The following is a 13,911-nucleotide window of genomic DNA, read 5'->3' on the forward strand; positions in this document are numbered from 1 at the left end:
CTTATCTTGCGCAAGCGATGGCCGGGATAATTACCATTTCGGTCAATTTTTACCGAATTTTCCCACGCCGGGTTGAAAAAAGGGCCACGGTCGAGACCGCGGCCCGATAAATCTCTGTGGTAGGCGATTCGTCCTCAGACGCGGCGCTCAACCATCATCTTCTTGATTTCCGCAATCGCCTTGGCCGGGTTCAAGCCCTTCGGGCAAGCCTGCGCGCAGTTCATGATCGTATGGCAGCGATAGAGACGGAACGGGTCCTCGAGATTGTCGAGACGCTCGCCGGTCGCCTCATCGCGGCTGTCGATCAGCCAGCGATAGGCCTGCAGCAGAACGGCCGGACCCAGATAACGGTCGCCATTCCACCAGTAGCTGGGACAGGACGTGGAGCAGCAGGCGCAGAGAATGCACTCATAAAGACCGTCCAGCTTCAGGCGATCCTCATGGCTCTGCTTCCATTCCTTGGCGGGTGTGGGCGAAACCGTCTTCAGCCAGGGTTCGATCGAGCGGTGCTGGGCGTAGAAGTTCGACAGGTCAGGAACAAGGTCCTTCACGACAGGCATATGCGGCAGCGGATAAACCTTCACCGTGCCGTTGATCTCGTCCATGCCCTTGGTGCAGGCGAGCGTATTGGTGCCGTCGATGTTCATCGCGCAGGAACCGCAGATGCCTTCGCGGCAGGAGCGGCGTAGCGTCAGCGTCGGGTCGATGTTGTTCTTGATGTAAAGAAGCGCATCGAGAACCATCGGTCCGCAATCATCGACATCAATATAGAAAGTGTCGATGCGCGGGTTCTGTCCGTCATCCGGGTTCCAGCGATAGACGCGGTATTCGCGCACATTCTTGGCACCATCCGGCTTCGGCCAGACCTTGCCTTCGCTGATCTGGGAATTCTTGGGGAGAGCAAGTTCAACCATATCAAGTTCCTCAAATCAGTAGACACGCGCCTTCGGCTCGATCTTTTTCGGATCGATGCCGTCGGCGATCAGGTCGGTGTGAACCGGGCGATAGTCGAGCTTCACGTCGCCTTCGGGGCCGACCCAGGCAAGCGTATGCTTGCGCCAGTTCACGTCGTCGCGACCACCGAACGGACCGTCGACGAAATCCTCGCGGGCATGCGAACCACGGCTTTCCTTGCGCGCTTCCGCGCCGTAGACCGTGGTGATGGCATTGGCCATGAGGTTATGCAACTCGAGCGTTTCGACCAGGTCGGAATTCCAGACCATCGAACGGTCGGTGACCTTGACGTCGGGCAGTTCCTTCCAGATCGCCGAGAGACGGCGGCAGCCGCTTTCGAGCGATTCCTGCGTGCGGAACACGGCCGCATCGTCCTGCATGGCGCGCTGCATCTTGTCGCGCAGCACCGCCGTCGGCGTCGAGCCGTTGGCATAACGCAGGCTGTCAAAGCGTTCCATGATCCTGTCGCAGGCAGCCGTATCGAGAGCGGGAATCGCCTCGTCACGATTGATGACCTGAGCGGCGCGGATCGCGGCGGCACGACCGAAGACCACAAGGTCGATCAGCGAGTTGGAGCCAAGACGGTTGGCGCCGTGAACCGAGGCGCAACCGGCTTCGCCGACCGCCATCAGGCCGGGCGCGATGCGTTCCGGGTTGTTGGCATCGGCATTCAGCACTTCACCCCAATAATTGGTCGGAATGCCGCCCATGTTGTAGTGAACCGTCGGCAGGACCGGGATCGGCTCGCGGGTCACGTCAACGCCGGCGAAAATCTTGGCGCTTTCGGAGATGCCCGGAAGACGCTCATGCAGGATCGCCGGATCGAGATGATCGAGATGCAGGAAGATGTGGTCCTTGTTCTTGCCGACGCCGCGGCCTTCACGGATTTCCATCGTCATGCAGCGCGAGACAACGTCACGCGAGGCAAGGTCTTTCGCCGAAGGTGCATAACGCTCCATGAAGCGTTCGCCTTCGGAGTTGACGAGATAGCCGCCTTCGCCGCGCGCGCCCTCAGTGATGAGGCAGCCCGCGCCATAAATACCGGTCGGGTGGAACTGCACGAATTCCATGTCCTGAAGCGGCAGGCCCGCACGGGCGATCATGCCGCCGCCGTCGCCGGTGCAGGTGTGGGCAGACGTCGCCGAGAAATAGGCGCGGCCGTAACCGCCGGTCGCCAGAACCACCATCTTGGCAGCGAAGCGGTGGATCGTGCCGTCATCGAGGTTCCAGGCAACGACGCCAGTGCAGCGGCCATCCGGCGCCATGATGAGGTCGAGCGCGAAATATTCGATGAAGAATTCCGCATTGTTGCGCAGCGACTGGCCATAAAGCGTGTGCAGAATGGCGTGACCGGTACGGTCGGCGGCGGCACAGGTGCGCTGCACCGGTGGGCCTTCGCCGTAATTCTGCATGTGGCCGCCGAAGGGGCGCTGGTAGATCTTGCCTTCTTCGTTACGCGAGAAAGGCACGCCGTAATGCTCCAGCTCATAGACCGCCTTCGGCGCTTCCATGGCGAGATATTGCATGGCGTCGACATCGCCCAGCCAGTCGGAGCCCTTTACGGTGTCGTAAAGGTGCCACTGCCAACAGTCGGGCGTCATATTGGTGAGCGATGCGGCGATGCCGCCCTGCGCTGCGACGGTGTGGGAGCGCGTCGGGAAAACCTTGGTGATGCAGGCGGTCTTGAAACCCTGTTCGGCCATGCCGAGTGTAGCGCGCAGACCGGCGCCGCCGGCGCCCACCACGATCACGTCATAGGAGTGATCGACATAGGTGTAGGCCTTGCCATTCTGGGAAGGTGAACTGATCGAAGCCATGACGAACTTATCCTACGAATGCGATTTTCAGGATGGCGAAGACAGACAGGCCACCGATGAGGATCGCGAAAAATGTATTCAGCATCAGAAGAACGAGCTTCGGAACTTCGGCGTGAATGTAGTCTTCGATGATGACCTGCATGCCGAGCTTCATGTGGATGAGACCGGAGACCAGCACCAGAGCCATGATGACAGCGACGAGCGGGTTGGAAAGCGCAGCGACGACTTCCGGATAGGGCGCGCCGGCATATTTGATCAGGAAGACAACGAAAAAGGTCAGCAACGGAATGTTCGAAACGGCCGTCAGGCGCTGGCGCCAGAAATGGTCGGTGCCTTCCTTGGCGGAGCCGAGACCGCGAACCTTCCCGAGAGGTGTACGCATATCCATGTAAGTATCTCCTCAGCGCACGATCAGGACGATGACCCAGATCAGCGCGGTCAGACAGATAGACGCCACGAAGGAGGCCTTTGCCAGCTTGGTGGTGAAGTGCTTCTCGAAGCCGTGCCCGAGGTCCCACATCAGGTGGCGCAGGCCGCCGATCATGTGGTGAACCAGCGCCCAGGTGTAGCCGACGAGAACGATCTTGCCGATGATGGTGCCCATCGCCCAGCTGACCCAGTCATAATAAGCTGGACCGGATGCCAGCGCGATAAGCCACCAGGCGACCAGGAGCGTACCGAAATAGAGCGCGCCACCGGTTACGCGGTGGATGATGGAGGCCACCATCGTCGGAATCGGCTTGTAGATTTGAAGATGCGGCGACAGAGGCCGGTTATTTGTCACATTCGCCATCAGAACCTCGCGGCGTTTTCCCGTGCGTCCACAAGACAGGACGCCCCCAAGCAACAGCACATGACGAAAGAATGTGCATTGCACCAACCGCGACGTTTAATCACATGGGCGCATCACCACAAGCACATTTCATGGCGGATTCCAATTTAATCGATTGGTTCGCGGATTTTTTTTGGAATTTTTTTGCATGAAAATAAAAAATCGAGCGTTTCCAAGATTTACGCCCTCAAAATATTTACCTTTACGTAATTCCGAAAAGGTGTAATTTACGAATGGTTAACTCAAAAAACCGGAGCATGAAGCTCATGTTACAGCACCGAATCGTTGCCTTGGTCATGATCGTTTCAGGCGGGATTTCAACTTACGCGCTGCCCTCTTTGGCGGGCGATTTTCATAGTCAGAATTCCTATCGTCACAGTCAATCGCAAGTCAGCTTTTCAACTGACGGCCTGCCGTCCACGCTGCCTGGGGGCACCTATGTCGGAAGCATTTCCGCGCTAAGAGTTCGAGGGAACGGCAATTATTTCGCGACCGGCAGCGGAATATCGCCGCAGATTGCCACGACCGGACCCCGTTTATTGCCGGCGCCCAGAGCAAAAATCATTACCGTGAATACCGATAATGCGGATGATGCCTGCGTTTACCAGCACGGTGTCTGCATTATTCGCCCCTGATCAGAGGAAGCGCCAGACGGTGGTCTTCTTCACTTCGCTGTCTTCCAGTGCACGGCTGACGGTAACATGATAGGTCGCGAGGGTCTCAAGACGCTGTTTCGGCAGGTAGGCCCTGCCTGGATCTCCAACGAGAACGCTGACGCCCCGGTCAGTCAGGTTTATAAACCATGGCACGAGGAGATCCGCAAAGGCCCGGTCGTAAAAGACATCTCCTGCCAGCAGGACATCAGCCTCAATGGCACGGCCGATCAGATCGGCATGGGTAAAGCCGATATCAACCCCATTCAGGCCTGCATTCATACGAACAGCCGTTTCCGTCCACGGATCTATATCGGCGGCAAGCACGGTCGCAGCGCCGGCCTTTGCAGCAGCTATGGCAACCACCCCGGAGCCGCTGGCAAAATCCACCACACGCTTGCCGCTTACGCTTTCCGTGTGATCGAGCACATAACGGGCAAGACCCTGCCCGCCGGCCCAGGCAAAAGCCCAGAAAGGCGGCGGCAAGCCAATCTGCTCCAGTTCCTCTTCCGTCTTCAGCCAGAGCTCATGCGCTTCGGTCGCGAGATGAAGGGAGAGTTCCGGCACATGAGGCGGATGCATGATGCCGGTATTGTCGAGGATGAAGCGTTCGGGATCGGTCCTCACCGACGCTTCAATCCGGGGATTTCGGAGGATTTGCGAGCCCGCCCATGCGGCAGACCTCAAAATACTCCTCTTCCGTCACCGGCTGCACGGAAAGCCGCATGGAGGTGACAAGCGACATATTCGCCAGCTTCGGATTGGCCTTAACATCCTTTAGCGAAACCGGCTGCGGCATATCGCAGACGGCGCGGATGTCGACACAATCCCACTTCAGATCACCTTCGGCGGTCGAGTCCGGATGCGACAACGCACAGACTTCGACGATGCCGACAACATCCAGTCCCTCATTGGAGTGGTAAAAGAAGCCCTTGTCGCCAATCTTCATGGCGCGCATGTTGTTGCGCGCCTGATAATTGCGCACGCCGGTCCACTCTTCGCCCGCCTCGCCCTTGGCCTTCTGCATCTCCCACGACCATTTGAACGGCTCGGACTTGTAAAGCCAATAATTCGCCATGCCCGCTCAAGCTCCCGGATTGTTGAAGACCCAGTTATAGGGCTTCACGTCCACGCTTTCGAACAGGCCAGCCTTTGCATAGGGATCGGCTTCGGCAAGAGCCTTGGCCGCATCGATATCGGCGGCTTCCACGATGACGAGGCTGCCATTCGGCTTGCCTTCGGCGTCGAGAAAAGGCCCGGCGATCTTCAGCGTGCCCTCGGAATTGAGCCTGTTCAGATGCTCCAGATGCGCCGGGCGCGTTTCCATGCGCACGTTCAGGTGGCCGGGCTTGTCCTTGCAGATAAAAGCGAACAGCATTTTCGTCTCCTTATGCCTTATTCGGTTGTGATGGGCCGTGTCATCAATTGTTGCATGGCGCTCGCCACATCCAGATTTCCGTCGATGATAGCGGCCACCGCTTCGGTAACTGGCATGTCCACGGTGTGACTTTCTCCCAGCCGGGCGGCGACGGCGGCCGCAAAGGCACCCTCTACCAGCCCGCCGGACATGTCCTTGCCGTTACCGCGGCCAAGCGCGATGCCGAAACGCAGGTTGCGCGACTGGTGGCTGGTGGCGGTCAGCACCAGATCGCCAAGACCAGAGAGGCCGCGTACCGTATCGGCCTTGCCGCCCATGGCAACGATGAGACGCGACATTTCGGCAAGCCCGCGCGATATCAGCGCCGCCCGGGCGGAATCGCCGAGGCCCGCGCCTTCAACGATGCCGGCGGCAATGGCGAGGATATTTTTCAGTGCGCCGCCAAGCTGCACGCCGATGCGGTCTGTCGAGGCATAAAGCCGGAAGGTCTTGCCGGAGATCGTGGTCGCAAGCCGCTCGGCTATTGTTGCATCTTCCGCCGCAATCGCCATGGCTGTCGGTAGACCTCGCGCAATATCGGCCGCGAAGCCCGGACCGGAGAGAACCGCGATCGGATGACGGGGCAATTCCGCTTCCAGAAGTTCCGTGAGCAGCCGACCGGAACTCCGGTCGATACCCTTCGCGCAGGTAACGACGATCGAGTCATTAGCCAGATAAGGACGATAATGACGAGCCGCATCGGCATGAGCCTGCGAAGGCATCGCAAAGAGGACGATGCCGGCACTGGTCAGAACATCCGGCTCGGCGGAAAATTCAAGCACATCCGGCAGTTCGACGCCAGGCAGCGCCGCCTCATGTACGCGGTCGCTCCTGAGGTCGGCCATCAGGGATGGATCGCGGCCGAGCAGGATCACGTCGTGCCGGTTTTCCAGCGCGATGACGACGGCAAGCGCAGTTCCGAAGGCGCCAGCGCCGATGACGACGATTTTCTCCCGCTGCATCAGGCCTTGGCTCCCCTTTTACCGAAACCGATCAATGTCTCCGCACTGCCGTCGAGCGGCCAGCGCGAGCGCGGCGGGATTTCCAGCGGATCGGCTTCTCGGCCGTCGGCCATTCGCTCCAGCCCGGCCCATGCGATCATGGCCGCATTATCGGTGCAGAGCCGGTGCGGCGGCGCAACGAAACGAAAGCCATGGGTATCGCAAAGCGACTGCAGCGTCTGGCGGATTTCCTGATTGGCCGCAACGCCGCCTGCGACGACCAAGGCAGGCTGGGTTTCCATATGCGGAAACTCCTGCTTGAAACGGGCAAGGCCACGGCCAATCCGGTCCTTGAGTGTGCGTGAGACCGCTTTCTGGAACGATGCGCAGATATCGGCAATGTCCTGTTCGGACAGCGGCGCGATCGCGGTCGCCGCCTGCCGTACCGCCGTTTTCAGGCCGGAAAAGGAAAAATCGAGCCTGGTCTCGCCGACCATCGGACGAGGAAGCGGAAAGCGGTCGGGATCGCCCTTTGCCGCCGCCTTCTCAACCGCAGGGCCCCCGGGATAGGGCAGGCCGAGAAGTTTCGCGGTCTTGTCGAAGGCCTCGCCGAGCGCATCATCGATGGTGGTGCCCCAGCGCTCATAATCGCCAACGCCACGCACCAGCACCAGCTGAGTATGGCCACCGGACACGAGCAGCATCAGATAGGGAAAAGATAGACCATCGGTGAGGCGCGCCGTCAGTGCATGTCCTTCCAGATGGTTGATCGCATAAAGCGGCTTGCCTGCTGCTTTTGCGATGGCCTTGCCCGTCATCAAGCCCACCAGCAGGCCGCCGATCAGCCCGGGGCCGGAGGTAGCAGCAACGGCATCGACGTCGGCAAGGGTCACGCCCGCCTGCTCCAGCGCTTCTTCCACAAGCGTATCCAGCGCCTCGACATGGGCCCGTGCGGCAATTTCCGGCACCACACCGCCATAGGCGCTGTGTTCCTCGAGCTGCGACAAAACGACGTCGGAGACGATCTCGCCGCGCCCATCCGCATGCCGAACCACAATGGATGCAGCGGTTTCGTCACAGCTTGTCTCTATGCCGAGGATACGAAGAAAGGGGGTCATCACATCTGTTCGTTCATTGCGATCATGCGCGGAGTTGGTCTAAGACAACTCCGGTAACAATGGATAGACGCGGATGCAAACAAAACCTTTCCGAATCGGCACGCGCGGCAGCCCGCTGGCGCTCGCGCAGGCTTATGAGACGCGCAACCGACTGATGGCGGCGCATGGTCTGCCGGAAGACATGTTCGAAATTGTCGTGCTATCCACCAAGGGCGACCGGATAACCGATCGCGCCTTGTCCGAAATCGGCGGCAAGGGCCTGTTTACCGAAGAACTGGAAAGCCAGCTACTGTCAGGCGAACTCGATATGGCCGTGCATTCCTCAAAGGACATGCCGACCGTTTTGCCGCAAGGCCTTTATCTGTCCGCCTTCCTGCCGCGTGAAGACATACGCGACGCCTTCATCGGCCGCACCGCGCTAAAGCTGCTCGAACTGCCGCATGGCGCCGTGGTCGGCTCCGCATCCCTGCGTCGCCAGGCGCTGATCCGTCGCCTGCGGCCGGATCTGAGCGTGATCATTTTTCGCGGTCAGGTCGATACAAGGCTGCGTAAGCTGGAGGAAGGCCAGGCGGACGCGACACTTCTTGCCCTTGCGGGCCTGAAGCGGCTCGGAAAGGACACCGTTCCGACGGAAATTCTTGACCCGAAGGAGTTCCCTCCCGCTCCAGCCCAAGGCGCAATCGGCGTGGAAAGCCGCATCGGCGATACGCGCATGGACGAACTGCTCGCGCCCATAAACGACAGGCCCACTCATGATTCAGTGAACTGTGAGCGCGCCTTTCTGGCGGCGCTTGACGGCTCCTGTCGCACGCCGATTGCCGGTTATGCCACCTGTGACGGCGAGGAACTGCATTTTTACGGCCTCATCCTCACCCCCGATGGCCAGACGAGCCATGGCATCGAAATCTCCGGCAACCGCAGGGATGCGGCGAGACTGGGCCAACAGGCCGGCGAAGAGGTACGCGCCAAGGCAGGCAGCAGTTTCTTCGAAGGCTGGGGCTGAGCCAATGCGGATCGTCGTCACCCGGCCGCAGCGTTCGGGCGAAAGGACGGCCGCAAAACTCGAAGCGCTCGGCCACACGCCGGCGCTACTGCCGCTGTTCTATCCCGTCCATCATCACGAGCGCGCCATCTCGGCGCTGTCGCACCCAATGGCGGCCATCGCCGTGACCAGCGCAGAGGCTTTGCGGGCACTGGAGACATCACGAGACCGGCTGGTTCCCAATCTGTCAAAACCGCTGTTCGCCGTCGGAAGGGCAACGGCTGAAGCGGCGGAAAAAATCGGTTTCAAACACATTCTCACCGCTTCCGGCGACGCCGTAAGTCTGAACGCGCTGGTGACTGAACGCGCGGCCCTGTTTTCCGAGAAAGAACCCCTGCTTTATCTCGCCGGCCGACCCCGTGGCGCCGTCTTCGAGGAAGGCCTTGCCGCCGCCGGCATTGCCTTCAAAACGGTCGACTGTTACGAGATGCTGCCCTGCAACGTTCCTGAAACTGTGCTCGAAACGGCCCTGGTGAAAAACGCGGCGGATGTGGTCCTGCTTTATTCATCGGAAGCGGCGCGGGCATTTTTCCATCATGTATCGACAGAAAAATACGAAAAGGCGTTGGCGAGAACACAATTCATCTGCATCAGCCGCAACGTGTTTTCTCTCGTTCCGGAAATCTTCCGCGTAAACGCGGTTGCCGCCAAAGAGCCGAGCGAGGCTGCAATGTTTGAACTTCTGCACCGCAACTCTGGAACCTAATTCGAGCTCGCCTCTTTCCTTTGCCGCCGTCACTGACTAGGTTTAAGAGTACTGCAGGCAGAAATGAGGTTGTCATGGTATCGGGAAAGCCGCCACGCCACTCCAAGTCCAAAGCCGAACCGGTCACTATCGACCTAGACGCCAAAGACGTGAAAGCAGTTTCCGCCGACGTGGATGCCGCCGAGACCGACAAAAAGCCCGGTGACAAAACCCCGGAGACCGCAGCGGATTCCGCAGTTTCGGATATCAGATCGGAAGCAACCGCAACAAGCAATGCCGCACCGATATGGGATCAGCCAAAGAGACCCCCTCTCGAGCCCGAGCCCAATGTCGGGAAAGCGGACGCCGTGGCGGCGACACCGAAGGCGGAGAACCTGGATAACGGACAGAAAACGCCTGTCTCGCCCTCCTCCGCTCCGCCTCAAGCCGATACTAAATCTTCGACAGGCACCGCCCACACGAGCGCTGCCTCGGCTGCAAGAGCAAAGCCCGCCTCCGGATCCACAGCCTCCACCAGCGCATCCGGCGGCGCCACCACGGCAAAGCCTTCGACCGCGACCTCGTCCTCAGGACCGGCAAAGCCCTCCATACCGCAGCGGGTCGAAAGCAAACAGGCGGCGACCTCGGGCCTGATCGCGGCAGGTATCGTCGGCGGCCTTGTGGCGCTCGCCGCCGCCGGCAGCATGCAATATGCAGGCATCCTGCCCTCCTTCAATGCAGGCAAGGCGGGAAGCGAGGAAATCGCTGCCCTTAAAACCGATCTGGACAGCTTGCGCCAGCAGCTTGCCAATGCGCCAGCCTCCGACACCTCGGCGCTGGAACAGCGCATCGCAACCCTCGAAGGCGCAAAGGGTGAGACCCCGCAGGTGGATGGGCTGTCGGAAAAAATCGCCGCGCTGGAATCCACCCTCCAGTCGGAGCGATCCGCGCAGGCATCGGCGACGGCGGAACTGACACGCCGTCTTGCGGATGCGGAAGCCAAAATCAACGAGCCGCGCGACGATATCGAAGTCGCCCGCGCCATCGCTTCCGCCGCGCTGAAGGCCGCGATCGATCGCGGTGGGCCGTTCCTGACGGAACTCGACACGCTGTCCAAAGTAACACCCGACGATCCGGCCATCGCATCGCTGCAATCCTTCGCCGCAACCGGCGTACCATCACGCTCGGAGCTGATGCAGAAGTTCCCCGATGTCGCCAATGCGATGCTCTCAGCCATAAACCAGCCCGACCCCAATCAGGGCATTATGGAACGCCTGACCGAAAGCGCCTTTTCGCTGGTGAAGGTACGCCCTGTCGGAAATATCGAGGGCGAGACCCCAGAAGCCCAGATCGCGCGCATGGAAAACAAGCTGCGCAACGGCGATCTGCAGGGCGCGGCACTTGAGTGGAACGGGCTTCCCGATGCCGCCAAGACGGCATCCGCCGATTACAAGAAATCGCTGGATGCGCGCATCGAGGTCGAAAATCTGGTCGGCGGCACATTGAACCGCGCCATCACCAGCACCCGCAGGCAGGGGTAAGGGCATGACCAGAATTCTGACTTTCGCCGTTATCGTTCTGGCCCTCGGTTTCGGTTTCTCATGGCTGGCTGACAGGCCGGGCGTCCTTTCCATCGTCTGGCAAGGTCGGCTGATCGAAATGAGCCTGATGGTCGCAGCCTCCATCATCGCGGCGCTCATCGCTGCTGCCATGCTGCTCTGGTGGATCGTCAACGCCGTATGGACTTCGCCTAATGCCGCCCGTCGTTATTTCCGCGCGCGCAAGCGCGACCGCGGTTATCAGGCGCTCTCCACTGGCCTCATCGCCGCTGGCGCTGGCAATGCCATTCTTGCACGGAAGATGACGGCCCGCACGCAGGGACTACTGAGTGCCGATCAGGAGCCGCTAATTCACCTGCTCGATGCACAGGCCGATCTCATCGAAGGCAAATATGATGAGGCGCGCCGTAAGTTCGAGGCCATGGCGCGTGATCCCGAAACGCGCGAACTCGGCCTTCGCGGCCTCTATATCGAGGCACGTCGTCAGGGCGCTTACGAAGCCGCCCAGCAATATGCCGAGGACGCCGCGGAAAAAGCACCCTATCTGCCATGGGCGGCACAGGCGACGCTGGAAAACCGATGCCGCAATGGGCAGTGGGACGATGCCATCCGTCTGCTTGATCAGCAGAAGGCGGCCAGCGTCATCGAACGCGGCGAGGCGGAGCGGCTGAAAGCCGTGCTTCTCACTGCCAAGGCCGGCGAGAAACTGGAAAGCGACCCGGTAGGTGCGCGCGAGGACGCGAAGCACGCTCTCAAGCTTGCAAAAGGCCTCGTCCCGGCAGCGCTTATCGCGGCAAAGTCCTACCTGCGCGAAGACAATCTGCGCAAGGCCGCCGCGATTCTTGAACCCGTCTGGAAAAACGATCCGCATCCGCAGATCGCCGAACTTTACGTACGCGCCCGCAGCGGCGATACCGCCATCGACCGTCTGAAGCGGGCAGAGCGGCTTGAAAGTCTGAAGCCCAACAACATCGAATCCCTGTTTGCAGTGGCGCAGGCGGCGCTCGACGCCAAGGAATTCGCCAAGGCCCGGGCGAAGGCCGAGGCCGCCGCCCGGATCGAGCCGCGCGAAAGCATCTTCCTCTTGATGGCCGATATCGAGGAGGCCGAAACCGGGGATCAGGGCCGTGTGCGCTACTGGATGGCGCAGGCACTGCGCGCGCCGCGTGATCCGGCATGGGTCGCCGACGGTATCGTCTCTGAAAAATGGCTGCCGGTCTCGCCTGTCACGGGTCGTCTCGATGCCTTCGAATGGAAAGCGCCTTTCGGGCAGCTGGAAGGCCCTGTTGAAGATCTGACAATCGAAAACGCGATTGCCGCAGCACCCGCAAGGACCGAACCGACGGTAAAGACGGTCGTCGTGGAAACCGCGCCCGAGACCCGTGCGGAGCCAAAGCGGGCTTCGGCTGAGCCCATAGAGGTAAAACCGAGTGTTTCGGCTCCGACGGAGAAAAAGCCCGTCACGATCGAAGCGCCGGTGGAAACCGAAGCGGCGAATGAAAAGGCCGAAGCAGTGCCCTTTTTCGGCGGTGCGCCAGATGATCCGGGTGTGAAGAAACCCGGCGCGGAAGCCGAACCCAAGACACGGCTCAAACTCTTCTGACGAGCAGGCTATCGATGTTCCAGCAAATACAGTCGTTTATTCAGAACCTCGTCGGCCCGCAGGCAGGTGATTTCAGTCCCGATGATCTGAGGGTGGCGGTAGCCGCCCTCTGTTTTCAGGTCATGGAAGCCGATGGCACCATCTCGAAAAGCGAGCGTGATCGTCTTCGCGAAATTCTGCATGAATATTACCATCTCGACGGCGGCAAGCTTGATGCCCTGCTCGCCGCCGGCCAGGAGGCCGGCAAGGAAGCCGTCGATTATTACCGCTTTACCACCGATATCCGTCGCCACTTGGATGAAGATCAGCGCGTGGAGCTTATTGGCATATTATGGGATATTGTTTACGCTGACGGCGAACGAAGCGAGATGGAAGACCATGTGATCTGGCGTGTCGCGGATCTGCTGGGTGTTTCCGTGCGCGACAGGGTCCTGCAACGTCAGCAGGCCGCCACGAGGTCCGGACCCGCTGAAGAAAGCGAAAACGAAGACGATGCTGTTTGACCCCTCCAGGCAACAGAAACAACAACCTTCACTGCTCATCGTCCTGCATCAGGAACGCTCCACGCCCGGTCGCGTCGGCCAGATGCTGGTGGAAAAAGGGTATCGTCTGGATATAAGGCGCCCCGCGCTCGGCGATGACCTGCCACAGACGCTGGAAAAACACGCCGGAGCCATCATTTTCGGCGGCCCGATGAGCGCCAATGATCCGCATGATTATGTCAAAGCCGAAATCGACTGGCTGAAAGTGCCGCTGAAGGAAAACAAGCCTTTTCTCGGCATCTGTCTCGGTGCGCAGATGTTGTCCAAACATTTGGGCGGCAGGGTGGAAGCCGACAGGGACGGCAAGGTGGAGATTGGCTGGTATCCGCTCCATGCCACCGAACATGGGCGGCTTCTGATGCCGCACTGGCCGAAGATGGTCTATCACTTCCATCGCGAAGGCTTTGAGCTGCCGCGTGGAGCCGAACTTCTGGCATCGGGCGAGACCTACCCCAACCAGGCCTATCGATATGGAAAAAATGCCTGGGGCCTGCAGTTTCACGCCGAACTGACCCGTGCCATGATGCATAGCTGGGTGGTGCGCGGCGCGCAGCGTTTCGGCATGCCCAATGCCCAGGTGGGCAGCCAGCATCTGGAAGGCCGCATGCTGTTCGATACCCCGCTCAGGGCATGGCTCAGCAATTTTCTCGATCTGGTTTTTGAGGGCAAGGCGCAGCGCTAGAGCATTTCCGGTAAAGATGCGCTGCGGCTTTACGTCCGGATAATCCGTGAAAACAAAAAGTTGGAT

16 protein-coding genes are annotated in these 13,911 nt (G+C 60.0%); 7 read left to right on the forward strand and 9 right to left on the reverse strand.

What is annotated here, in order from left to right; translation table 11 throughout:
• Positions 1-134 precede the first annotated feature (134 nt).
• The 4 genes from QE453_RS21530 to sdhC are packed head-to-tail and all read right to left on the reverse strand — an operon-like array spanning position 135 to position 3,564.
• A complete protein-coding gene (locus tag QE453_RS21530; RefSeq protein WP_149147125.1) occupies positions 135-914 on the reverse strand; it encodes a succinate dehydrogenase iron-sulfur subunit in 780 nt (259 codons plus the stop codon).
• Positions 915-929: 15 nt separating this feature from the next.
• Positions 930-2,771 (reverse strand): succinate dehydrogenase flavoprotein subunit, encoded by a 1,842-nt coding sequence (sdhA, locus tag QE453_RS21535; RefSeq protein ID WP_309777968.1) that lies wholly within the window; start codon positions 2,769-2,771, stop codon positions 930-932.
• A 7-nt stretch (positions 2,772-2,778) separates the two neighbouring features.
• Complete coding sequence (gene sdhD / locus QE453_RS21540; protein WP_004443814.1) at positions 2,779-3,159, reverse strand: succinate dehydrogenase, hydrophobic membrane anchor protein; 381 nt, start codon at positions 3,157-3,159, stop codon at positions 2,779-2,781.
• Between the two features lie 12 nt (positions 3,160-3,171).
• Entirely contained in the window at positions 3,172-3,564 is a 393-nt protein-coding gene (gene sdhC, locus QE453_RS21545) for a succinate dehydrogenase, cytochrome b556 subunit (protein WP_004443817.1), read from the reverse strand.
• 305 nt (positions 3,565-3,869) lie between these two features.
• Between sdhC and QE453_RS21550 the strand changes: the two genes are divergently transcribed.
• On the forward strand, positions 3,870-4,238 hold the full coding sequence (locus QE453_RS21550) for a hypothetical protein (RefSeq protein ID WP_184288545.1): 369 nt from the start codon (positions 3,870-3,872) through the stop codon (positions 4,236-4,238).
• Here QE453_RS21550 and QE453_RS21555 read toward each other — a convergent pair whose 3' ends face one another.
• From QE453_RS21555 to tsaD, 5 genes are read right to left on the reverse strand one after another with little or no spacing between them, the layout of a single operon-like run.
• Entirely contained in the window at positions 4,239-4,883 is a 645-nt protein-coding gene (locus tag QE453_RS21555) for a methyltransferase (protein ID WP_309777970.1), read from the reverse strand.
• Positions 4,884-4,890: 7 nt separating this feature from the next.
• A complete protein-coding gene (locus tag QE453_RS21560) occupies positions 4,891-5,334 on the reverse strand; it encodes an EVE domain-containing protein (RefSeq protein ID WP_107340314.1) in 444 nt (147 codons plus the stop codon).
• 6 nt (positions 5,335-5,340) lie between these two features.
• Entirely contained in the window at positions 5,341-5,634 is a 294-nt protein-coding gene (locus QE453_RS21565; protein ID WP_004443827.1) for a YciI-like protein, read from the reverse strand.
• Between the two features lie 17 nt (positions 5,635-5,651).
• Positions 5,652-6,635: an NAD(P)H-dependent glycerol-3-phosphate dehydrogenase gene (locus tag QE453_RS21570; protein WP_022556945.1), complete on the reverse strand. Its 984-nt coding sequence runs from the start codon at positions 6,633-6,635 to the stop codon at positions 5,652-5,654.
• On the reverse strand, positions 6,635-7,732 hold the full coding sequence (gene tsaD, locus QE453_RS21575) for a tRNA (adenosine(37)-N6)-threonylcarbamoyltransferase complex transferase subunit TsaD (protein WP_035207919.1): 1,098 nt from the start codon (positions 7,730-7,732) through the stop codon (positions 6,635-6,637). Before tsaD ends, QE453_RS21570 begins: the two co-directional genes overlap by 1 nt.
• A 73-nt stretch (positions 7,733-7,805) precedes the next feature.
• Between tsaD and hemC the strand changes: the two genes are divergently transcribed.
• The 6 genes from hemC (at position 7,806) to QE453_RS21605 (ending at position 13,845) form a co-directional block, all read left to right on the forward strand.
• A complete protein-coding gene (hemC, locus tag QE453_RS21580; protein WP_244456032.1) occupies positions 7,806-8,735 on the forward strand; it encodes a hydroxymethylbilane synthase in 930 nt (309 codons plus the stop codon).
• 4 nt (positions 8,736-8,739) lie between these two features.
• Positions 8,740-9,480 carry a uroporphyrinogen-III synthase gene (locus tag QE453_RS21585; protein WP_244456033.1) on the forward strand — a complete coding sequence of 247 codons (741 nt, stop codon included), beginning with the start codon at positions 8,740-8,742 and terminating at the stop codon, positions 9,478-9,480.
• 74 nt (positions 9,481-9,554) lie between these two features.
• On the forward strand, positions 9,555-11,000 hold the full coding sequence (locus QE453_RS21590; RefSeq protein ID WP_309777973.1) for a COG4223 family protein: 1,446 nt from the start codon (positions 9,555-9,557) through the stop codon (positions 10,998-11,000).
• A 4-nt stretch (positions 11,001-11,004) separates the two neighbouring features.
• Positions 11,005-12,621 (forward strand): heme biosynthesis protein HemY, encoded by a 1,617-nt coding sequence (locus tag QE453_RS21595; RefSeq protein ID WP_309777974.1) that lies wholly within the window; start codon positions 11,005-11,007, stop codon positions 12,619-12,621.
• Positions 12,622-12,635: 14 nt separating this feature from the next.
• Positions 12,636-13,124, forward strand: coding sequence for a TerB family tellurite resistance protein (locus tag QE453_RS21600; protein WP_004443844.1), 489 nt, complete (start codon positions 12,636-12,638; stop codon positions 13,122-13,124).
• Positions 13,114-13,845, forward strand: a complete 732-nt coding sequence (locus QE453_RS21605) for a glutamine amidotransferase (protein WP_042936033.1) — start codon at positions 13,114-13,116, stop codon at positions 13,843-13,845. Before QE453_RS21600 ends, QE453_RS21605 begins: the two co-directional genes overlap by 11 nt.
• Positions 13,846-13,911 lie beyond the last annotated feature (66 nt).

The organism is Agrobacterium sp. SORGH_AS_0440 (assembly GCF_031453135.1).
Lineage (GTDB): Bacteria > Pseudomonadota > Alphaproteobacteria > Rhizobiales > Rhizobiaceae > Agrobacterium > Agrobacterium pusense.